Origin of the sequence: Cupriavidus sp. TMH.W2, assembly GCF_050847365.1 — a bacterium.
Taxonomy (GTDB): Bacteria; Pseudomonadota; Gammaproteobacteria; order Burkholderiales; family Burkholderiaceae; genus Cupriavidus.
Genome location: NZ_CP193793.1, coordinates 1,233,358 through 1,252,921, shown reverse-complemented (window position 1 = coordinate 1,252,921; position 19,564 = coordinate 1,233,358). Strand labels below are relative to the sequence as shown.

The 19,564-nt window shown below is 65.4% G+C and carries 17 protein-coding genes; 1 reads left to right on the top strand and 16 read right to left on the bottom strand.

The window, feature by feature from the left end; translation table 11 throughout:
* Nucleotides 1-38 precede the first annotated feature (38 nt).
* From ACREYQ_RS23315 to ACREYQ_RS23270, 10 genes are all read right to left on the bottom strand, one after another.
* On the bottom strand, nucleotides 39-2,426 hold the full coding sequence (locus ACREYQ_RS23315) for a T6SS phospholipase effector Tle1-like catalytic domain-containing protein (RefSeq protein ID WP_432262517.1): 2,388 nt from the start codon (nucleotides 2,424-2,426) through the stop codon (nucleotides 39-41).
* Entirely contained in the window at nucleotides 2,423-3,040 is a 618-nt protein-coding gene (locus tag ACREYQ_RS23310) for a DUF3304 domain-containing protein (RefSeq protein WP_432262516.1), read from the bottom strand. The genes ACREYQ_RS23315 and ACREYQ_RS23310 overlap by 4 nt, the downstream gene beginning before the upstream one ends.
* Complete coding sequence (locus ACREYQ_RS23305) at nucleotides 3,027-3,161, bottom strand: hypothetical protein (protein ID WP_432262514.1); 135 nt, start codon at nucleotides 3,159-3,161, stop codon at nucleotides 3,027-3,029. The genes ACREYQ_RS23310 and ACREYQ_RS23305 overlap by 14 nt, the downstream gene beginning before the upstream one ends.
* Nucleotides 3,161-3,778 (bottom strand): DUF3304 domain-containing protein, encoded by a 618-nt coding sequence (locus ACREYQ_RS23300; protein ID WP_432262515.1) that lies wholly within the window; start codon nucleotides 3,776-3,778, stop codon nucleotides 3,161-3,163. Before ACREYQ_RS23300 ends, ACREYQ_RS23305 begins: the two co-directional genes overlap by 1 nt.
* Complete coding sequence (locus ACREYQ_RS23295) at nucleotides 3,765-3,899, bottom strand: hypothetical protein (RefSeq protein ID WP_432262514.1); 135 nt, start codon at nucleotides 3,897-3,899, stop codon at nucleotides 3,765-3,767. The genes ACREYQ_RS23300 and ACREYQ_RS23295 overlap by 14 nt, the downstream gene beginning before the upstream one ends.
* Complete coding sequence (locus ACREYQ_RS23290; RefSeq protein WP_432262513.1) at nucleotides 3,899-4,519, bottom strand: DUF3304 domain-containing protein; 621 nt, start codon at nucleotides 4,517-4,519, stop codon at nucleotides 3,899-3,901. The genes ACREYQ_RS23295 and ACREYQ_RS23290 overlap by 1 nt, the downstream gene beginning before the upstream one ends.
* Complete coding sequence (locus tag ACREYQ_RS23285; protein ID WP_432262512.1) at nucleotides 4,512-5,381, bottom strand: DUF4123 domain-containing protein; 870 nt, start codon at nucleotides 5,379-5,381, stop codon at nucleotides 4,512-4,514. The genes ACREYQ_RS23290 and ACREYQ_RS23285 overlap by 8 nt, the downstream gene beginning before the upstream one ends.
* Nucleotides 5,382-5,394: 13 nt before the next feature.
* Nucleotides 5,395-7,845 carry a type VI secretion system Vgr family protein gene (locus tag ACREYQ_RS23280; RefSeq protein ID WP_432262511.1) on the bottom strand — a complete coding sequence of 817 codons (2,451 nt, stop codon included), beginning with the start codon at nucleotides 7,843-7,845 and terminating at the stop codon, nucleotides 5,395-5,397.
* Nucleotides 7,846-8,172: 327 nt separating this feature from the next.
* Nucleotides 8,173-8,811, bottom strand: a complete 639-nt coding sequence (locus ACREYQ_RS23275) for a CDP-alcohol phosphatidyltransferase family protein (RefSeq protein WP_432262510.1) — start codon at nucleotides 8,809-8,811, stop codon at nucleotides 8,173-8,175.
* Between the two features lie 9 nt (nucleotides 8,812-8,820).
* Nucleotides 8,821-9,111 (bottom strand): antibiotic biosynthesis monooxygenase family protein, encoded by a 291-nt coding sequence (locus tag ACREYQ_RS23270; protein ID WP_432262509.1) that lies wholly within the window; start codon nucleotides 9,109-9,111, stop codon nucleotides 8,821-8,823.
* A gap of 146 nt (nucleotides 9,112-9,257) precedes the next feature.
* Here ACREYQ_RS23270 and ACREYQ_RS23265 point away from each other — a divergent pair, with 146 nt between their 5' ends.
* Nucleotides 9,258-11,078, top strand: coding sequence for an ExeM/NucH family extracellular endonuclease (locus tag ACREYQ_RS23265; protein ID WP_432262508.1), 1,821 nt, complete (start codon nucleotides 9,258-9,260; stop codon nucleotides 11,076-11,078).
* On the opposite strand, the gene ACREYQ_RS23260 is transcribed toward ACREYQ_RS23265, so the two are convergent.
* From ACREYQ_RS23260 to ACREYQ_RS23235, 6 genes are all read right to left on the bottom strand, one after another.
* Entirely contained in the window at nucleotides 11,030-11,497 is a 468-nt protein-coding gene (locus ACREYQ_RS23260) for a DUF2127 domain-containing protein (RefSeq protein ID WP_432262507.1), read from the bottom strand. The two genes, ACREYQ_RS23265 and ACREYQ_RS23260, sit on opposite strands and share 49 nt — an antisense overlap.
* A gap of 89 nt (nucleotides 11,498-11,586) precedes the next feature.
* Complete coding sequence (locus ACREYQ_RS23255) at nucleotides 11,587-12,018, bottom strand: hypothetical protein (RefSeq protein WP_432262506.1); 432 nt, start codon at nucleotides 12,016-12,018, stop codon at nucleotides 11,587-11,589.
* A gap of 23 nt (nucleotides 12,019-12,041) precedes the next feature.
* A complete protein-coding gene (locus ACREYQ_RS23250; protein WP_432262505.1) occupies nucleotides 12,042-13,154 on the bottom strand; it encodes a YbhB/YbcL family Raf kinase inhibitor-like protein in 1,113 nt (370 codons plus the stop codon).
* Nucleotides 13,155-13,259: 105 nt separating this feature from the next.
* Nucleotides 13,260-14,792, bottom strand: a complete 1,533-nt coding sequence (locus ACREYQ_RS23245; RefSeq protein WP_432262504.1) for an efflux transporter outer membrane subunit — start codon at nucleotides 14,790-14,792, stop codon at nucleotides 13,260-13,262.
* Nucleotides 14,793-14,803: 11 nt separating this feature from the next.
* Nucleotides 14,804-17,989 (bottom strand): efflux RND transporter permease subunit, encoded by a 3,186-nt coding sequence (locus tag ACREYQ_RS23240; RefSeq protein ID WP_432262503.1) that lies wholly within the window; start codon nucleotides 17,987-17,989, stop codon nucleotides 14,804-14,806.
* Between the two features lie 293 nt (nucleotides 17,990-18,282).
* Entirely contained in the window at nucleotides 18,283-19,524 is a 1,242-nt protein-coding gene (locus ACREYQ_RS23235) for an efflux RND transporter periplasmic adaptor subunit (RefSeq protein ID WP_432262502.1), read from the bottom strand.
* Between the last annotated feature and the right edge of the window lie 40 nt (nucleotides 19,525-19,564).

The following is a 19,564-nucleotide window of genomic DNA, read 5'->3' as shown; positions in this document are numbered from 1 at the left end:
GATGCGGCATGAGAGGCGCGTTTGCCGTCACGCGCACGTCACAGCCTTGGCATCGGGAATCCCGAGGGAATGACTCTTTCCATTGCCCGCTTGCCCTGATCGATGACTGCATCCCGGGCGGCATCCGCTGCGCGCCCTGCGGCGTCGCCCGCTGCCCGTATCGCCCTGTCCTTGGCGGCATCGATTTCGTGCTCGACGGCCAGAGCGGTATCTTGCAGCTTGTCCAGCACGCCCTTTGCGCGCATGCCGAGGTGCCGCACTGCCTTGTTGTCGCCGACAAAGAATGTCCTGGCCCACCCGTAGCCGCCTGGTGCGTACTCGTGGAAGTTCGGCACACGGAACCAGGCGCGGCTGTCGTGGATGTAGTTATCGAACAACTCAATGGCCGCCTTCTCGCCCAACGCAAAGTCATCCACGGCTTTGGCAGAGGTCGTGGCCTTCAGGTAGGGGATCATCTCCGGCGCAGGTTCCACCAGTACGTCATCGATGGGCCAATAGCCGCGCACTGCAGCGCTTTTGGTCAGGATATCGTCGTCGACCATAACGAGCAGCTTCGAATCCGTGCGTGGACGCTCTGCGCGGGGAGTCGCCAGGTACCTGAAACCCTTGGCGACCCCTTCCGCTGCCCCGATGGGTGAAAAGACCGGCCGGGCCATCATTTCCTTCCGCACATTCAGGCCGGGCTGAAGTTCGGGGTGCAGGTATCCCAACAGCAACTGGAATTCCTCAGCCGCCTCCAGCAAGTCGGTGCGGTCATTGGTGACGAACTCGTCGGCACCTTCCCCAGGGCGGCAGTCGGCCGGGTCCTTGCCAACCGCCTCCGCCATCAGCGCATTCTCTCGCGCAGCGATGGCGGCATCGTTCGCGGCAACCTTGGCCTCCAGGGCCCGGCGCTTAGTCAAATCCGCCATGACCTGCGAAGTCGTCTGGGGAAACATGGCGCGGTCCCTGAGTTGCTGGACTTGAAGCTTCAACTGGATGTTTTCCTGTTCCAGCTTCCGGATGACAGGATCGGCTTTCTTTGTCTTATCGACTTCCGTGCGCAGTTGCTGGGGCGTCTTGCTGTCCTCACGCTTGTTCGCCGGCTCGGCGCAATAGCGGTAGAACTCCTGGTTGGTAACGTAGGTGCCGGTGTGCCAGCGTGCGCGCAAGGTGCGCCATTGCAGGCTTTGCCGCAGGCCAAACTCGAGGGCCTTCTCCACGCCGTCCATCGCGGGCAGCGCCGCCCGCCAGTCGTTGAAAGCCTTGGCGACGGCAGGGTCGATGGCGAAATCTGCCAAACTATCTGCATCCATCTGGTTCGCAGTGCCTTTGTCGTCCAGCGTCAAGGGAACTCCAGACTTCAGGGCCTCGACATACATGTCGTGCAGCGGAATCTTGCCCAGCCGGTGCCCCTCGCCCTTGACCGACTTGCCCTGATCACCCGGCACATAGCTGCCACCCACATCTGAGTGGACGCCCGGATAGGGCACCTCAAGCAGCTTGCTGTCGCCTGCCGGGTAGCTCGTCCCCTTCCGGATGGTATCCAGCGGGAAGCTCATGCGTTGTTCATGCATGGAGAAGAAATGCACGCACCGCCGCACCTGGGCGGGAATGTTCAGGGCGCCACCCCCTGCCGCCCAGAAATGCCCGTCGAAGTATTCCAAAGCCACGGCGGATTGAAACGACTCGGGCGGGCCGACCGACGCGACCGTATCGAACAGCCCCATGAAGTTGACTTCATAGTCGATCTTGCCCGCCAGCTTACCGGCCTTGGCCCAGTAATTGATCAGCTTGCTGACGAACACCCGGGCGCCCGCCGCGCCGCGCGAGAAGCCGAAGACGTTGATGTAAGCCTTCTTGACGAGACGGTTGCGCTTGCATTGCTGAACCAGCGACTCGTGCAGGCTGCCGAGGTGCTTTTCCTTGGTGGTGAGTAGGGAGGAACCCAGGTTCCAGTCGAGCTTTTCGCAAATTTTCTTAGCTTCGTCGCCGTTGATCAGATCATCGCCGCGCATGCCGATCATTGCTTCGTGCGCGGCGTTCAGCACGCGGGCGTAGCCCCAGGCACAGCGTTTGGCAAAGCCGCTGGCAAAAGCCTTGCCACTACTGCTATAGGTGTGTTCGCCCAGATCAGGGAAAAGCGTGCCGACTCCCGCAATGTAAGAACTGAAGATTCCCTGCTGCGGTCGGGTAGGGCAGGCCCTGAACAACCGCGCCACATTGGTGTGTGTCTTGTGGGTCGAGTCCCGCCAGCGGGCAGGAGTCTTGATGTCATCGTTGTTGTTGGTGCCATCGAAGAACAGGTTGATGTGAATCGTCTGTTCGCAGTCGCCATGGGGATCGTCCACGGTGGTTTTGCCATTCTCGTAGGCCCGCTTTCCCTCGGGAAGGCGACCCTTATCCGTTTCCGGCATGGCATTGGGCAGGCGAAAAGCGGTCATCATTGGAACCTCTTCAGTGCTTGCTGGGTCAGGGCCTCGTCACGCATTCCCTTGACAATGAAAGGATCGTCGTCGGCAGGTCTGACGTTGAGATCGTTATGACCATTTGCATTGCCGTCCGCCACCATGACTTTCACGCGGTCTCCTGGCAGGAAAATCGGCCAAAAGCCTGATGTTCTTGCCGCGTATTCCGGCACTGTGACAGTAGCGGTCAGCACCGCCAGCCCGCTTCTGTCCTTGTAGTCAAAGGGCTTGCGGTCGCGCTCCCATTCGATGCGTAACTGTGTGCCCGGCTTCCATGGCTGAGGGATGCCGACGCAACACATCTCGCCAGGCTCGGCAGGCCCTTCCTCAAAAGCCGGGCTCATCTTGCCGCCCCCTCCATTCATTCCACGTGGACCCGTGACGTAATAGCTATAGATTGCATCGGACGAGTAATTCAGACCGCGAGCGCTGCCGGGACTTATGTGCTCCTTCTCAGCTCCAACGATGGTTTTGGCCGCCAAGTCAGTCCGCGATTCTCCCGAGCATGCGGACAGGGCTCCCAGCGCGCCCAGCAACACCAGTGCGGCTTGCCATCGATTTACGCCCTTTCGCTTCAACCTACTTTTTGTCATCGCCCTTCTCCGTTTGTTGATCGTTCACCATGGCCTTGCCGGTCTCGTAAGCCCGTTTTCCCTCGGGAAGGCTGCGGGTTCGCGTTTCCGGCATGGCAATGGGCAGGCGGAAAGCGGTCATTATTGGAATCTCTTCAGAGCTTGCTGGGTCAGGGCCTCGTCACGTACTCCCTCGACAATGAAAGGATCGTCGTCGGCAGGTCTGACGTTGAGATCGTTATGACCATTTGCATTGCCGTCCGCCACCATGACTTTCACGCGGTCTCCCGGCAGGAAAATCGGCCAAAAGCCTGATGTTCGTGCCGCATATTCCGGCACGGTGACCGTTGCGGTCAGCACCGCCAGCCCGCTTCTGTCCTTGTAGTCAAAGGGCTTGCGGTCGCGCTCCCATTCGATGCGTAACTGTGTGCCCGGCTTCCATGGCTGAGGGATGCCGACGCAACACATCTCGCCAGGCTCGGCAGGCCCTTCCTCAAAAGCCGGGCTCATCTTGCCGCCCCCTCCATTCATTCCACGTGGACCCGTGACGTAATAGCTATAGATTGCATCGGACGAGTAATTCAGACCGCGAGCGCTGCCGGGACTTATGTGCTCCTTCTCAGCTCCAACGGTGGTTTTGGCCGCCAAGTCAGTCCGCGATTCTCCCGAGCATGCGGACAGGGCTCCCAGCGCGCCCAGCAACACCAGTGCGGCTTGCCATCGATTTACGCCCTTTCGCTTCAACCTACTTTTTGTCATCGCCCTTCTCCGTTTGTTGATCGTTCACCATGGCCTTGCCGGTCTCGTAAGCCCGTTTTCCCTCGGGAAGGCTGCGGGTTCGCGTTTCCGGCATGGCAATGGGCAGGCGGAAAGCGGTCATTATTGGAATCTCTTCAGAGCTTGCTGGGTCAGGGCCTCGTCACGTACTCCCTCGACAATGAAAGGATCGTCGTCGGCAGGTCTGACGTTGAGATCGTTATGACCATTTGCATTGCCGTCCGCCACCATGACTTTCACGCGGTCTCCCGGCAGGAAAATCGCCCAAAATCCTGATGTTCTTGCCGCATATTCCGGCACGGTGACCATTGCGGTCAGCACCGCCAGCCCGCTTCTGTCCTTGTAGTCAAAGGGCTTGCGGTCGCGCTCCCATTCGATGCGTAACTGCGTGTCGGGCTTCCATGGTTGAGGAATCCCGATACAGCACATCTCCGCACCTCCGCCGGATGGCCCGTTCTTGCCCGCTGGACTGATATTCGGGCCGCCGCCGTTCATGCCACGTGGCCCGGTGACGCTGAAGCTATAGATGGCAACGGACGAGTAGTTCAGCCCGCGCACGCCACCCCCGAAGATTTCTTCCTTGCCGGCCCCACCAGCGGGATTGGGTGAGATGTCAGACCACGACTCCCCCGAGCATGCCGAAAGGGCACCGAGCGCGCCCAGCAACACCAGTGCGGCTTGCCATCGATGTGCACGCTTTCGAATCAAGCTATCGTTAGTCATCGTTCTTCTTTGTTTTTTGATCGGCCTGCCTGGCAATCACACGCTTCCACACATAGTCATGAACCTGCGCCAGGCAGGCGTTGAAGGTGCCGCCCTCGTGCATCCGTTGCTCCAACGCCCAGCGCACCTCCGGATCCTGATCAAAGTCGGCCCCATACCGGTACGAGTATTGGCAATACCCCAACCGGTCGGCGGGCTCGATGAGCCGCCAGCCTGCCACGCGCTTGTAGCGCGCAATGAAATCCAGGAAGCGCGGCAGGTAGGGACCATCGCCCGGCACGGTGCCGTCTTCAACGAGGCCCGCCAGCATCTGGTCCGGCTCGCAGTGCGCCATGAAGTCATCAACCTGCTGCTGGTCGAATGTGATGGCAACTGGTGCCGTCTCGAACTGATTGCCGTGCAGCGGCCCGTCCAGTCGCGTCCACTCCGTCTCATGCCCGCGGTATTTCCACTGGAGAATGGGCGCCATCAGCTTGCTTGTCGTCTCTTCGCCCCACAGCGCCATGACCGCGCGCAGGTTGCGCGGATCGAAATAGCGCACCAGGGCGTTCAGCCCGTCGCCGAGGTCGGCGATCAGGAACTGCCGCAGGTGCGTGGCGAGCGCGTCGATGCCGACGCGGCTCCAGAGCAGGGTCATGCAGGGGGCGAGCAAGTCCAGTTCGTCCAGCCTGGCAAGCCATGGCTCGTCGGCGTCGGTGATCAGCGCCAGGAACAGCGAGGCGTCGCCGGCTTCTTCCTCGGGAAGGCCGGCATACACGTTGCGGTGCTCGGTGGCTTCCCGCATCAGGTCACCGATCAGCAGCGGGTGCTGGGCGCCGTCGGCAAGCGCGTAGATGTAGACAAGGTTTGGTTCGGTTGTCATCGCTGGCCTCGGGTCAGCGCAGCAGCAGACCGGTGTTGCGCCTGGCCGCCTTCAAGAGGCATTCGAGGCATACCTGTCTGGTACTCAGTTCTGTCGGGATGCTGTTCGGCCCGGTCAGCAGCGTGCTGGCGGCGTGGACGGTGAACCTGCCGTTGGTGCCGTGCTCGATATTGCCGTCCAGTCGCAGGTAGCTGCCGCCGCCTGCCAGCAACAGCTTCTGCCTGGCCTGGATGGTGATCTCGTCGGCCGTCAGCGTGATCTTGAGCTTCGCCAGCAGGTTGATATTGTTCTTCAGGGCTTGCAGGTCGATGTCCCCCATGTTGGCGACCAGCTTCATGCCCGCCTCGTACACAAACAGGCGCAGCGCCTTGCGTACGCTGGCAAAGAACCCGCCGCCAGTGGTGACCGACAGGTGTTCTCCGGTGGTCAGTGCGGTATCGCCGCCGCTGGCAATGTGGGTCGAGCCGGCTGCCGTGGAGACGATGCCGGCGGGGCTGGCCGATACCAGGTGGGGGGCGGTAAATTCCTCCAGTTCGCCGCCGCCCCGGATTTGCTCCAGCTGCTTTTCCAGCAGTTTCGCAATGCCGGTCTGTTCGCCGTCCTGGGTCTGGGCTTCAGTCGCCTTCTGTCCCAGGGTGGCGGCAATGCCCTGTGCCTTCTCGAGCAACTGGACGACATCCCGCACATTCATCGCATTGCCTTCGGCATTCAGGCGCGAGAAGGTGGTGATGAGCAGGCCAAGTGCGGCGCGTAGCGCCCCATGCGCGTCGGTGCGCAGTTCGAAGCCCTCTCCCCGCTTATCCTTGCGCCCCTCCCAACCCTGCACCCGGACATTGTGGCCCAGGGCCAGCAGGCTGTTCTGGTAGTCCGACCCGACCTGCACCTGCTGCTGGCCCTGCGTGTCGTCGTAGAGGGTCTGGTTGCGGCCTTCGCCGAACAGTTCCTTGCTCTGGTAGCCGGACAAGGCATGCTGGCTGGGCAACTGCCACGGTGGCAGGTTCAGCCGGTTGTTGACAGGCCCGATGATGATTGGCCGGTCCGGGTCTCCGCCCTCGTATATGACAATGACTTCCTGGCCGATGCGCGGCAGATGCGTGTTGCCGAAACGGCCGCCCGATGAGAAGCCGGTTACGCGAATCCAGCAGGAGCTGTTCTCGTCGCAGGTGCCATAGCGGTCCCAGACAAACTGACAGCGCACCCGGCCCAGGTCATCACTCCAGATCTCCTGTTTGGCCGGCCCCACGACCCGGGCGATGTGATGCCCGCCGATGAAAGGCTTTTCGACCCGCTCGGGCCGGAACACTTCGCTGGTGGGCTGGGCCTCGAATTCCACCTCGCAGCGCCATTGCTGGTCGCTGCCCGCGAACTCGCCCACGTCCTCGATTAGCAGGCGCGTGGCGAAGATCAGGTATTCGCAGTTGGCCTTTGCACGCAGGAAGCGCTTCAGCGTAAAGGTGTGGCCCGGCGCCATTGCGCGCACATTGCCCTGGCCGCGCACCCGCACGCCGTGTTGCCGCAGGCGTTCCATGTTGATGCGCGCCAGCATGTCGCCTTCCTTGCGGGCGTCATTGCCGGTCTTGGGCTGAACGTAATCGCCCGGCCAGCTGTACAGCTCATAGCTGGCATGGCTGGTGTCGCGGGGGTCGTCGGCAGAGACATTCAGGTCGGCGCGGGGCTGGTTGTAGTCGTAATCCCCGTGCGCCCATGCGCCCGAAATCAGGCGATCGCGTACCTCGAATTGGTGAAGGTGTTCTTCGTCGACCCGGTCCGAGGAGGGATACCAGTTGATGGTGTGGTAGGCGGGGCTGGGGATGTTCTGGAAGGCGCCATTGCCATCCGTCAGCACCATGCGGTGATGGCCGTTCGTGTGCTCCCAATGGAAATTCAGGCCCCACTCTGCGAGCAGCCGGCGCACGAACTGGTAGTCGGTCTCGCCGGGCTGCAATTGATACTCGCGCCTGGGATACTCGATCAGTGAAAGCCGGCGCTCGACCGGAAAGGTATATTGGCTAAGCACCGCTTCCACGATTTCCAGGACATTCATGTTCTGGAACCGCTTGAAGGTGCAGGTGAGCGTGCCGAGCCAAAGCCAGGGGCGCAGGGTCAGGCGGTAGAGAATGCGTTCGTTTTCGTGGTAAGGGCCGCGCACGTCGGTGACGATGCCGGTAATCTCGCGCTTGCCCCTGCCAAAGCCGCCTTCCAGGCCGCTGCCGGAGCCGTCCAGTTCGATGCTGACGGTCAGCTCCTTGCCTTGCATGGCTTCGAGGTCGAAATCGCCCGCCGGGCCATACAGGACGTTGCGGTCGTCCGGCGTCTTGAGTTCGAGCTCATACTCGAACAGCGAATTGATGCCCTCGGTGCCGGACAGCCTGGAAAATACCAGCAGCGGCTGTCCCAGGAGTTCCGGCAACCCATCGCCGGATACGGTAACGGTACGGAAGGAAAACGGTAATCGGCTACCCATGCTAAGCACTCCGTGGAGTTGAACGCTTGCATGCCGAAAGGAACCAGTGGCTGAATACGTTGCGTCTCGCGGCACACTATCGCTGCAGCGTTCGTCGAGTGACGGCACTGCAACGCAACATGGATAGTAAGAACGGTGCCGTCGAAAAATAAATCAGGCGATTCTTATTTTTATCTTCAAAAATAAGAAAGACAGAGTTCGAAGAACCTGAATTCACCCACGACCGGTGTATCCCTGCCCGTCTACCGCACGCGGGAGAGAGGAGCAAGCCAGCGGCATGCTGCCTTTGCCGGCAGCCTGACCGCCGGCGCTGCTTGCGCTGGCCCGTCAGAACTTCGGAATGCGCAGCGTCTTGCTGACCATCAGCGTGCCCGACAGCGCGAACAGCAGCACCAGCGGATGCAGCACCGCGGGGCCCAGCACCCACGCGCCGCCCGGCAGTTCTCCGCCCAGCTGGCCCTGCCAGGCGCACCATGCCAGCACCGCGGTCAGCAGCACGCTGGTCGGGATCGGCGTGCCTTCGAAGTACGCCACCTTGCCACTGTCGCTGTCCGCCGCCAGCGATTCGGCGGTGACATTGAAGCGCGCCAGCCGGCTCACGCCACAGCAGACAAAGTAGATCAGCACGATCAGGTCCCAGCCGCCGCGCGTGCCGGCGGCAAAGGCCAGCGTGGCCGGCCCGACGCCGAACGAGATCACGTCGGCCAGCGAATCCAGCTCGCGCCCCAGCGCCGAATGCGCATGGCGCCAGCGCGCGATGCGGCCGTCGAGCACATCGAAGATAAAGGCCAGCGGCGCCAGTGCCGCTGCCGTGAAGAAATGCGACAGCTGCCGGTCGGCCACGAAGAACATGGCGAAGAACACCGACCCCATGCCGCAGGCCGCGTTGCCCAGCGTGAAGACATCGGCCAGCTGCAGCTCGCGCAGCATCGAGAAATGGCGGGGACGTTCCGGCCGGGTGCTCATGGCGCGCGCTTACAGGACCTTGGCTACGTGATGCACGTTCGGCGGCGCGGCAAAGGTCTCGCCAACCAGCGCGCGCCATTGCTGGAACTCGGCCGATTCGCGGAAATGGACCATGTGGTCTTCCACGGTCTCCCATTCGACCACCAGCGTGTAGTGTTCCGGCTGCTCGATCGAGCGGAACAGCTGCACGCCGTGGCAGCCGCGCGAGCGCAGGAACAGCGGCGTGGCCTGGCTCACGCCCTGCTCGAACTGCTTGTCCATGCCGGGCTTGATGGTGATTTGTGCGATTTCCTTGATCATGGCGGTTTTACCAGTGGAGTAGATGCCGGCGCACCGGCGGGTGTCTGCTACCTTAGCACGATCGCGGCGCCACATGCCTGCTGCAAGCATTCCGTTACACGCGGCGGTTAGCATGGTCCACCCTGCCACTACACGCCGATCACGCCATGCGATTGCCCCTGCATCAGCGCCACCCTGTCCGTGCCATATTGCCGGCCCTTGCCTTGACCTGCCTGGCAGCCGCCCTGCCAGGCGCGCGTGCGGCATCGCAGCCATGCGGCACGCCCGCGACACCGATCGCCGAGATCCAGGGCAGCGCCGGGGCGTCGCCGCTCGCGGGCCGCGTGGTGGAGGTAGAAGCGATCGTCACCGCGGATTTCAGCGGCGACGGCGGGCTGCGCGGCTTCTTCCTGCAGACCGCGGACGCGCAGCGCCTGCACCGGCCCGGCGTCTCCGAAGGCCTGTTCGTCTATGCGCCGCGCACCACGGCACGCGCCGGCGACAGGGTGCGCGTGTCCGGAATGGTCGAAGAGAAATTCGGGCAAACGCAGCTGGCCCTGTCAGGCGTGCTGGCGGTCTGCGCGCGCGGCTTGACGGTGACGCCGCAGACGTTGACCTTGCCGGTGGCCGGCGAATCCGACCTGGCCGCGCGTGAAGGCATGTTGCTGCGCCTGCCGCAGACGCTGACGGTCGCCGATACGCATGAACTGGGCCGGTATGGCACGCTGACGCTGAGCGAAGGCCGCCCGATCGCGCCCACGCAAATGGCGATGCCCGGCACGGCCGCGCTGCAAGCGGCCGCCGCCAATGCGCGCAACCGGCTGCTGCTCGATGATGGCTCTACGCGCCAGTATCCCGCCGTGGTGCCCTACCCGCCCCCGCAGCTGGCTGCGGACAATCCGGTGCGTGCAGGCGACACGGTCACCGGCGTGCAAGGGGTGCTGGAGAAACGCCACGGGCAGTGGCGCCTGCAGCCGGTGCCCGGTGCGAGTGCGCCGGTGTTCCAGGCCACCAACCCGCGCCGCGGTGCGCCGCCGCGCCATCCGGCCACCGCGCTGCGCGTGGCCGCCTTCAACCTGCAGAACTACTTCAACGGCGACGGCCAGGGCGGCGGCTTCGGGGCTTCAGGCAACCGCGGCGCGCAGAACGCTGAAGCGCTGGCACGCCAGCAAGCCAAGCTGGTCGCAGCGCTGCGTGGACTGGACGCCGACGTGATCGGCGTGATGGAGGTGGAAAACAACGGCTACGGCCAGTACAGCGCGATCCGCCAGCTGGCCTCACGGCTGGGGCCCGACTGGCGCGTGCTCGATCCCGGCACACCGGCCCTTGGCAGGGATGCCATCGCGGTCGGGCTGCTGTACAACGCCAGCACCGCCGTGCCCGCTGGCCGCGCGGCCACCACGTGGCTGAGCGAGCGCAGCCGCCAGCCCTTGGCCGGCACTTTCCGCGCAACGGCCGGCGGCACGCCTGTCACGATCGTGGTGAACCATTTCAAGTCCAAGAACTGTACGGAGGCCGCCGGGGCGCAGGCCGATCAGGGCGATGGCCAGGGTTGCTGGAACCCCGCGCGCGTGCAGGCGGCCGAGGCGCTGGCCGAATGGCTGGGCGCCGCGCCGACGGGCGTATCCGGCGCAGGCGTACTGGTGATCGGCGACCTGAACAGCTACGCGATGGAAGACCCCTTGCGCGTGCTGGCGCGCCGCGGCTATGCCGACATGCTCGCGCAGTTTGCCGGACGGCAGGCCTACAGCTATGTCTACAACGGCCAGGCCGGGTATCTCGACCACGTTCTTGCCGATGCCGCCGCGGCCCGGCATGTGGTGGCCGTTCATGCGTGGCATATCAATGCCGACGAGCCCGGGGCCTTCTCCTACGCCCCGGCACCGGGCGCGCCGGCGGCGGCGGCCTACTATGCGCCCGGCCCTTATCGTTCTTCAGATCATGATCCGTTGGTGGTCGACTTCGCCACCAGCCCGCGCGCGAGGTAAAGCACCACCAGCAGGTTGGCCGCCGCCAGCCCGCCATGGAGCCAGCTGGGGTGGACAAAGGCCTCGTACAGTTCCAGCGGGATATAGATCCCGCCGGACCACACGCCGATCCAGTTGCCCCATGCCAGGCCGCGCCACAGCCCGTACGCTTCGGCAAATCGCATCAGCACATAGACCGCCGCCGAACCGCCGATGGCCCACAGGCGCCCGTTGCCCGGATGCTGGAGCAGCGACAGGAAGATGGTGGGATAGCGGCTGGCCGGATTGACGTGCAGGCGCTGGATGACGGCCTCCGCCAGCGCCTGGGCGTCGCGGTGCAGCAGCGCTGCCAGGCCCAGGCCGGCAACGATCACGAGCAGGCCCTTGGCAGCCTCGAACAATGCGATCCCTTTCAGGCCCAGTGCGCCCTGCTTTGCCATGCGGTGTCTCCGGTCGATGCAAGAATTGCAAAGCCGGTATTGTGCCGCACAGGCGGGAAAAGGGCCTCAGCTGAGCCTCAGGTCTGGCTTCAGCGGCCGTGCTCGCGCTCGCGCATCGGGCCGTCGGCATCGATGCCGCCGCTGGCGGCGATGGGACCGTCGACGGTCAGCGGCCCGGCCACGGTCAGGTCGCCCTGGACCACCATGTCGCCATGCACCGTCACCGGGCCATTGAAGACCTTGAGATAGCCACTGCCATATGGCAACCCCCGCGCTTTGGCTGGTCCGGTGAAGTACGCCGCGGTGAGCGGGCCGCTGGCGAAGACGTTGCCGGCGACAACCAGCTTGCCATGCACGGTCAGCGGCCCCTGCACCTGCGCCGAACCACCGACGGTGATCGGCCCGGACTCATGGGGCTGGGCGCGCAGCGGGCCGGCCCAGGCCAGCAGCAACAGGGCCGCGGCCGCCGCCAGCCGCCATGACAGCCCGCCGGCATCGATGCGCGGCATTCGGTGCGACATGTCGTGACCTCCGGCAGCCCTGCCTACCGCTGCAGCTTCTGGTAAGTGCCGACCAGTTCCGCGTTGGCCAGCACGTGTCCCTTCATCGCCCGCTCCAGCGCCGCCTTGTCGGGCTTGCCGAGGTCCGGCAGCGCCACGTCCAGTGCATACAGCTTGAAGAAGTAGCGATGCCTGCCGATCGGCGGGCATGGGCCGCCATAGCCGGTGCGGTGCCAGTCGTTCAGCCCGCCACGCGTGCCGGCGGGCAGCCCGGCCTTGGCGATGTCCGCCGGCAGGGCCTCCGCATGGGCCGGCAGGTTGTAGAGCAGCCAGTGGACCCAGGTCATTCTGGGCGCGGCGGGGTCCGGCGCATCGGGATCGTCGACGATCAGCGCCAAGCTGGCCGTGCCGGGCGGCAGCCCGGTCCAGGCAAGCGGCGGGGAGATATCGGCGCCTTCGCAGGTGTGCTCCGCGGGGATCTCGCCACCCGGGGCGAATGCGGTCGATTGCAGCTGGAACGGCATACGGGCCTCGCTGGACGCACTGTGGGATGGCTCCAACTTAGGCCGGATCGCCCCGCCACGCAAGGCAATGGCGGCGGCAGGCGCCTCCAGCAGCGCCTTGAGCCGGCGCACGGCTTCGGTGGATTCGGCCTGGACTTGCGCGCGCAGCATCAGGCGGTTGATCAGCGCGAAGAGCAGCGTGGGCGACCGGTAGCGGAACTCCCGCTCAATGCGCGTACGTTCGGCTGTGGGGGTCAGCGACGGCGTCATGGCGGGCGTAAGCCGGTAAGTGATGGTGCCGACCCGGCGCCCTTCGGCCACGCCTTCGATCGACCACGTGCGCGGACGCTGGCTTTCGATGACGGTCCAGACCACCGCGCCACCGCGCTGCGCGATCATGAAGGTCTCGGTCACGCGCTCGCCCTGTCCCAGCGGATGATCGGTCGCCCCCGCCACCGCGAGCGAGGCCGGATGCCATTTGGGCCAGTGCAGCGGCGTGGACACGTAGTCGAAGACCTGGGACTGCGGCCGGGCGATCACCACCTCGTCATGGATGGCGGTGCGCTCGGACCAGGGCAGCGGCGCCAGCAGCATGCCGACGGTGATCGCGGCGAAGATCAGTCCCCAGAACGGTTTCCTGTGTCGAACAAGCATGGCGGCGGGACAGGACGCATCCGGGGCGCACCCGTGCTCCCTGTACGCATGGCGCGATGCTTCCAGTGTAGTGACTGGGAAGCATCGCGCCAGTCCCGCCCGCGCCTAGCGTGCCTGCGAGGCCGGCGCGCCCCCGGCTGGCGGCGCCGGCACGGCCGCCACCGTCTCCGGCAACGGGCCCCAGCCACCGCCCAGCCGGCGCACCAGCGACACCGTTGCGGCCGCGCGCAGGCCGGCCACCTGGTTGGCGTCGCGCTGCGACTGCAGCACGGTGCGGTCGGCATCGATCACCGTCAGGTAATCGACCGCGCCGGCGTCATAGCGGCTGCGCGAGATCCGCGCGGCGCGCCGGGCGCCGCCGAGTGCGCTGTCCAGCGCGCCGGCCTGCTGGCTGAGCCAGCGCACGTCCGCCAGGCTGTCTTCCACCTCGCGGAAGGCCACCAGCACGGTCTGCCGGTAGCTGGCCACGGTTTCCTCATGCGCGGCGCGGGCGCCGGCAAGGTTGGCGCGGTTGCGGCCGCCGTCGAACACCGTCTGTGCGATGGTGGAACCGATCAGCGGTCCCAGCGCCCAGGTGCGCGACGACCACTTGAACAGGTTCGACAGATCCGCCGACTCAAAGCCAAGCAGCCCGCTCAGCGTGATGCGCGGGTAGAACGCCGCCTTGGCCACGCCGATGCGCGCGTTGGCCGCGGCCATCTGCCGCTCCGCCGCGGCGATGTCGGGGCGGCGCTCCAGCAACTCGGACGGCAGCCCCGCCGGGACCGCGACCGGCGCGGCGTCCAGCGGGCGCGCCGGCAGCGAGAACGCCGCCGGCGGCACGCCGGTCAGCACCGCCAGCGCATGCTCCTGGCTGGCGCGGCGGCGCTCGATGCCGGCCAGGTCGGCGCGCGCGGTGCCGAGTTCGGCTTCAGCCCGGGCCGGATCGAGGTCGGTGGTTTCACCGGCGTCATAGCGCTTCTTCAGCAGCGCCAGCGCATCCTCGCGCAGCTTGATGGTGGCGTTGAGCAGGTCGCGCTCGCTGTCCAGCGTGCGCAGCGCGAAGTACGCCTGCGCCACGTCGGCCTGCAGCGCCAGCTGCACCGAGCGGTACAGGTCTTCCGCCGCCTCGCCGTCAGCCCGCGCGGCATTGACGCTGGATGCGACGCGGCCGAACAGGTCCAGCTCATAGCTGGCGAAGGCGCGCGCCTTCAGCACGGTCTGCGGCGCGACCCGCGTGCCGTCGGGCAGGCCCTGCGAGGCCGCCGACGGCTGGCTGCGCGTCGGGTCCAGCCCCACGCTCAGCTGCGGGTAGAGGTCCGCCTCGGTTGCGCCGGTGAAGGCGCGTGCCTGCTTCAGGCGGGCCGCTGCAATTGCCAGGTCCTGGTTGGAGCTGCCAGCCGCGTCGATCAGGCGGTCCAGCTCGGCGTCGCCAAAGATCTTCCACCAGTCGCCGCGAGGCTGGCCTTCGGCCGGCGTCGCGGTCTTCCATTGCGCGCCTTCGGCCTGGGCCGCCTCGGCTTCCTTGAAGGCCGGCACGGTGGCGGTTTCCGGCACCTTGTAGGTCGGGGCCAGCGAGCAGCCCGCCAGGACTAGTGCTGCAGCCAGTGTCGCCAGTTTAGGCAACCAATATGTTGTCGAAAATGCAGGGGCATTCATGTTCATCACCATTATTCAGCCGATGCAGTCAGTTGCGCGCTTTGCTCCTGCGCAGCCGCGCGGCGCTGGCCGCGCGTGGCCAGCAGGCGCAGCGCCACATAGAACACGGGCGTCAGGAACAGCCCGAAGAAGGTCACGCCGAGCATGCCCGCGAACACCGCCACGCCCATGGCATGGCGCATCTCGGCGCCGGCGCCGGTGGAGATCACCAGCGGCACCACGCCCATGATGAACGCGAACGAGGTCATCAGGATCGGGCGCAGGCGCAGGCGGCTGGCTTCAATCGCGGCCTGCACCACGGTGCGGCCGTGATGCTCCAGCTCGCGCGCGAACTCCACGATCAGGATCGCGTTCTTCGCCGACAACCCGACCAGCACGATAAAGCCGATCTGCGTGAAGATGTTGTTGTCGCCACGCGTGAGCCACACCCCGGTCATCGCCGCCAGCAGGCTCATCGGCACGATCAGGATCACGGCCAGCGGCAGCGTCAGGCTTTCATACTGCGCCGCCAGCACCAGGAACACCAGCAGCACGCACAGCGGGAAGATCCACACACCCGCATTGCCGGCAAGGATGTCCTGGTAGGTCAGCTCGGTCCATTCGAACTTCATGCCCTTGGGCAGGGTCTCGGCGGCAATGCGCTCGGCTGCGGCCTGAGCCTGGCCCGACGAGAACCCGGGCGCGGGCCCGCCGTTCATGTCGGCGGCGGTAAAACCGTTGTAGCGCACCACACTGTCGGGACCGAAGCCTTGCTTGACCTGCACGAGCGACGACAGCGGCACCATGTCGCCGGCGGCGTTGCGCGTCTTCAGCTGCAGGATGTCCTCGGCATGGGCGCGGAACTGCGCGTCTGCCTGCACCTTGACCTGGTAGGTCCGGCCGAACTTGTTGAAGTCGTTGACATAGGCAGAGCCCAGGTAGGTCTGCAGCGTATCGAACACCTCGGTCACCGGCACGCCCAGTTGCTTGGCCTTGACCCGGTCCAGCTTGACGTCGAGCTGCGGCACGTTGACCTGGTAGTTGCTGAAGATGCCGGTCAGCTCGGGCGTGGCGCGTGCCTTGTTGGCAAACGCATTGGTGGCCTCGAACAGCGCGTCATAGCCCAGCGCGGCACGGTCCTCGATCATCAGCTTGAAGCCGCCGATGGTGCCCAGGCCCTGCACGGGCGGCGGCGGGAACACCGCGATAAAGGCATCCTGGATAGCCGCGTACTTCTGGTTCAGGTCGGCCGCGATCGCCGCGCCGGACAGTTCCTTGGTCTTGCGCTCCTCGAACGGCTTGAGCGTGGCGAACACGATGCCGGCGCTCGGGCTGTTGGTGAAGCCGTTGATCGACAGGCCCGGGAAGGCCACCGCGGATTCCACGCCCGGATGCTTGAGCGCGATCTCGCTCATCTTGCGGATCACGTCCTCAGTGCGGTCCAGCGTGGCGCCGTCCGGCAACTTGGCAAAGCTCACCAGGTACTGCTTGTCCTGGGCCGGCACGAAGCCCTTGGGCACTAGCTGGAACACGCCCCAGGTCAGCACCAGCATCACCGCGTAGACCCCGAATACCGAGCCCTTGCGGCGGATCACACCCTTCACGCCGCGGCCATAGTTCTCGGCGCTGCGGCCGAAGAAGCGGTTGAAGCGCTTGAAGAAACCGCCGAGCACGCGGTCCATCCAGCGCGACAGCCAGTCCTTGGGCGCATCATGGCCGCGCAGCAGCAGGGCCGACAGCGCCGGCGACAGCGTCAGCGAGTTGAACGCCGAGATGATGGTCGAGATCGAGATCGTCAGCGCAAACTGCTTGTAGAACTGCCCGGTCAGGCCGGTCATGAAGGCCAGCGGCACAAACACGGCGATCAAGGTCAGCGCGATGGCGATGATCGGGCCGCTGACTTCGCGCATGGCCTTGTAGGTCGCCTCCTTCGGTGACAGCCCCTCCTCGATATTGCGCTCGACGTTTTCCACCACCACGATCGCGTCATCGACCACGATGCCGATCGCCAGCACCAGCCCGAACAGCGACAGCGCGTTGATCGAGAAGCCGAACACATGCATCAGCCCGAAAGTGCCGACGATCGACACCGGCACCGCCAGCAGCGGGATGATCGACGCACGCCAGGTCTGCAGGAACAGGATCACCACCAGCACCACCAGCGCGATGGCCTCGAACAGCGTATGCGTCACCGCCTCGATCGAGTGGCGCACGAACTGCGTGGGGTCATAGACGATGCTGTAGTCGATGCCGTCCGGGAAATTCTGCTTGAGCTCTTCCATGGTCTTGCGCACGTCATCCGAGATCTGGATGGCGTTGGAGCCCGGCGCCTGGAAGATGGGGATGGCCACCGCGGGCTTGTTGTTCAGCAGCGAGCGCAGCGCGTATTCCGACGCGCCCAGCTCGATGCGGGCAACGTCCTTCAGGTAGGTGACGGCACCGTCGGCGGAAGTGCGCACGACGATATCGCCGAACTCTTCCACCGTGCTCAGGCGGCCCTGCGCATTGACCGACAGTTGCAGGTCAGCACCCGGCAGCGCCGGCGACTGGCCGATCACGCCGGCCGCCACCTGCACGTTCTGCTCGCGGATGGCCTTGATCACGTCGCTGGTGGCAAGCTGGCGCTCGGCCATCTTGTCGGGGTTGAGCCACACGCGCATGGCGTAGTCGCCCGAGCCGAACAGCTGCACCTGGCCCACGCCCTGCAGGCGCGCCAGCCGGTCCTTGACGTTGATCACCGCGTAGTTGCGCAGGTAGGTCATGTCATAGCGGTCGTTGGGCGAGACCAGGTGGACCACCATGGTCAGGTCCGGCGAGCTCTTGACCGTGGTGATGCCCAGGCGGCGCACGTCTTCCGGCAGGCGCGGCTCGGCTTGCGAGACGCGGTTCTGCACCAGCTGCTGGGCCTTGTCCGGGTCGGTGCCCAGCTTGAAGGTCACGGTCAGCGTGAGCAGGCCGTCGCTGTTGGCCTGCGAAGACATGTACAGCATGTTCTCGACGCCGTTGATCTGCTCTTCCAGCGGCGAGGCCACCGTCTCGGCAATCACCTTGGGGTTGGCGCCCGGATACTGCGCGCGCACCACCACCGACGGCGGCACCACTTCCGGGTACTCCGAGATCGGCAGCTTGAACATCGAGATGGCGCCAATCAGGAAGATCAGCACCGACAGCACCCCCGCGAAGATGGGGCGGTCGATAAAGAATTTAGAGAGATTCATCTTGGTCTCTGCAAAAACGCTCCCCTGGCGGCCCGCCATGGCGGACACCATCAACTGCTTGGGAAGCGATAAAAACTAGGGGTGCACCAAAGCCGCCCGAACTAGCCTAAGCAAGGTGTTCTCCCTCTCCCCTCAAGGGGAGAGGGCCGGGGTGAGGGGTGGTCTAGCAAGGAACCACAACAAACGAAGCCAACGGTTTTAACCCACGGGCCTCAGCCGTTGACGCTCCTGCCCTCACCCCCTGCCCCTCTCCCGCAAGCGGGAGAGGGGAGCAAACCATCGGCTCGCACGACTCAGCTCACCGGCTTCACTGCAGCCTCGCCCCTCTCGCTGGCGGCCTGCTTGCGGTCGGGCGCCACGGCGCGCGGCTCCAGCTCGCTGCGGAAGGCCATGGCCACCGCCCTGGGCTGGACCGTGTCGCCCGGGCGCACACGCTGCAGGCCATTGACGACGATGTTCTCGCCCGGCTTCAGGCCCTTGCGGATGACACGCAAGCCATCATGGTTGGGCCCCAGTTCCACTTCGCGGTAGACCAGCTTGTTGGCGCGGTCGACCACCAGCACGAACTTCTTGCCCTGGTCGGTGCCGACGGCGCGGTCATTGACCAGCACCGCCGCGTGCGGCGCGCCGCCGCCCAGCTTGACCTTGGCGTACAGGCCCGGCAACAGGCGCCCGTCTTCGTTCTGGAACACCGCCCGCACGCGGATGGTGCCGCTGCGCGGGTCCAGGCGGTTGTCGACCGACTGGATCTTGCCTTCGTGCGGATTGCCGTCCTCATTGGCCAGGCCCAGGTAGACCGGCAGGTTGGCCTGGCCGCCGCCGGCACCCGGCGCGGTGTAGCGCAGGTAGCTCTGCTCGTCGATCTCGAAGCTGGCATAGACCGGCGACACCGACACCACCGTGGTCAGCGCCGGCGAGGTCGCGCCCGGCGCCACCAGGTTGCCCACGGTGATCTCGGCGCGCGACACGCGCCCGGCCACCGGCGCGGTGATGCGGGTGTAGGCCAGATTCAGGCGCGCGGTTTCCAGCTGCGCCTGGGCGGCGCGCACGTTGGCACTGGTTTCGCGGGCGGAATGGATGCGCTCGTCGAACTCGCGCCGCGAGATCGCGTTGTCGTCCAGCAGCCGCTGGGCGCGTGCCTGCTCGCTCTGGGCGTGGGCGGCGCGCACCTGCGCCGCGGCCAGGTCCGCTTCGGCGCGGGCAACTTCCGCCGCATACGGGCGCGGGTCGATGGTGAAGAGCGGATCCCCCTTCTTCACCAGCGCGCCTTCGCGGAAGTGCACAGCGTCGATGGTGCCGCCGACGCGCGGGCGTATCTCGACCCGCTCCACGGCTTCGAGCCTGCCGGAGAATTCATCCCACTCGGTGATGGTCTGGCCCACCACCGCGGCAACCTCGATCGCGGGCGCGGGCGGCGGCGTGTTGGCGTGGGCTTCGCCGCTGTGCCAGGGGCGCAGGATCGAACCGGCCACGCCGGCGCCCAGCACCACGACGATGGCGAGGGCAATCAGGGTACGTCGTTTCTGCTGCTGCATTTCTCAAACTCCTGGATCGGGTTTTCTTCAACCGGAAAAG

Excerpts from the sequence above, each read along its gene's own strand:
- ACREYQ_RS23315 (WP_432262517.1), bottom strand. The coding sequence starts at position 2,426 with ATGATGACCGCTTTTCGCCTGCCCAATGCCATGCCGGAAACGGATAAG.
- ACREYQ_RS23310 (WP_432262516.1), bottom strand. The coding sequence starts at position 3,040 with ATGACAAAAAGTAGGTTGAAGCGAAAGGGCGTAAATCGATGGCAAGCC.
- ACREYQ_RS23305 (WP_432262514.1), bottom strand. The coding sequence starts at position 3,161 with ATGACCGCTTTCCGCCTGCCCATTGCCATGCCGGAAACGCGAACCCGC.
- ACREYQ_RS23300 (WP_432262515.1), bottom strand. The coding sequence starts at position 3,778 with ATGACAAAAAGTAGGTTGAAGCGAAAGGGCGTAAATCGATGGCAAGCC.
- ACREYQ_RS23295 (WP_432262514.1), bottom strand. The coding sequence starts at position 3,899 with ATGACCGCTTTCCGCCTGCCCATTGCCATGCCGGAAACGCGAACCCGC.
- ACREYQ_RS23290 (WP_432262513.1), bottom strand. The coding sequence starts at position 4,519 with ATGACTAACGATAGCTTGATTCGAAAGCGTGCACATCGATGGCAAGCC.
- ACREYQ_RS23285 (WP_432262512.1), bottom strand. The coding sequence starts at position 5,381 with ATGACAACCGAACCAAACCTTGTCTACATCTACGCGCTTGCCGACGGC.
- ACREYQ_RS23280 (WP_432262511.1), bottom strand. The coding sequence starts at position 7,845 with ATGGGTAGCCGATTACCGTTTTCCTTCCGTACCGTTACCGTATCCGGC.
- ACREYQ_RS23275 (WP_432262510.1), bottom strand. The coding sequence starts at position 8,811 with ATGAGCACCCGGCCGGAACGTCCCCGCCATTTCTCGATGCTGCGCGAG.
- ACREYQ_RS23270 (WP_432262509.1), bottom strand. The coding sequence starts at position 9,111 with ATGATCAAGGAAATCGCACAAATCACCATCAAGCCCGGCATGGACAAG.
- ACREYQ_RS23265 (WP_432262508.1), top strand. The coding sequence starts at position 9,258 with ATGCGATTGCCCCTGCATCAGCGCCACCCTGTCCGTGCCATATTGCCG.
- ACREYQ_RS23260 (WP_432262507.1), bottom strand. The coding sequence starts at position 11,497 with ATGGCAAAGCAGGGCGCACTGGGCCTGAAAGGGATCGCATTGTTCGAG.
- ACREYQ_RS23255 (WP_432262506.1), bottom strand. The coding sequence starts at position 12,018 with ATGTCGCACCGAATGCCGCGCATCGATGCCGGCGGGCTGTCATGGCGG.
- ACREYQ_RS23250 (WP_432262505.1), bottom strand. The coding sequence starts at position 13,154 with ATGCTTGTTCGACACAGGAAACCGTTCTGGGGACTGATCTTCGCCGCG.
- ACREYQ_RS23245 (WP_432262504.1), bottom strand. The coding sequence starts at position 14,792 with ATGAATGCCCCTGCATTTTCGACAACATATTGGTTGCCTAAACTGGCG.
- ACREYQ_RS23240 (WP_432262503.1), bottom strand. The coding sequence starts at position 17,989 with ATGAATCTCTCTAAATTCTTTATCGACCGCCCCATCTTCGCGGGGGTG.
- ACREYQ_RS23235 (WP_432262502.1), bottom strand. The coding sequence starts at position 19,524 with ATGCAGCAGCAGAAACGACGTACCCTGATTGCCCTCGCCATCGTCGTG.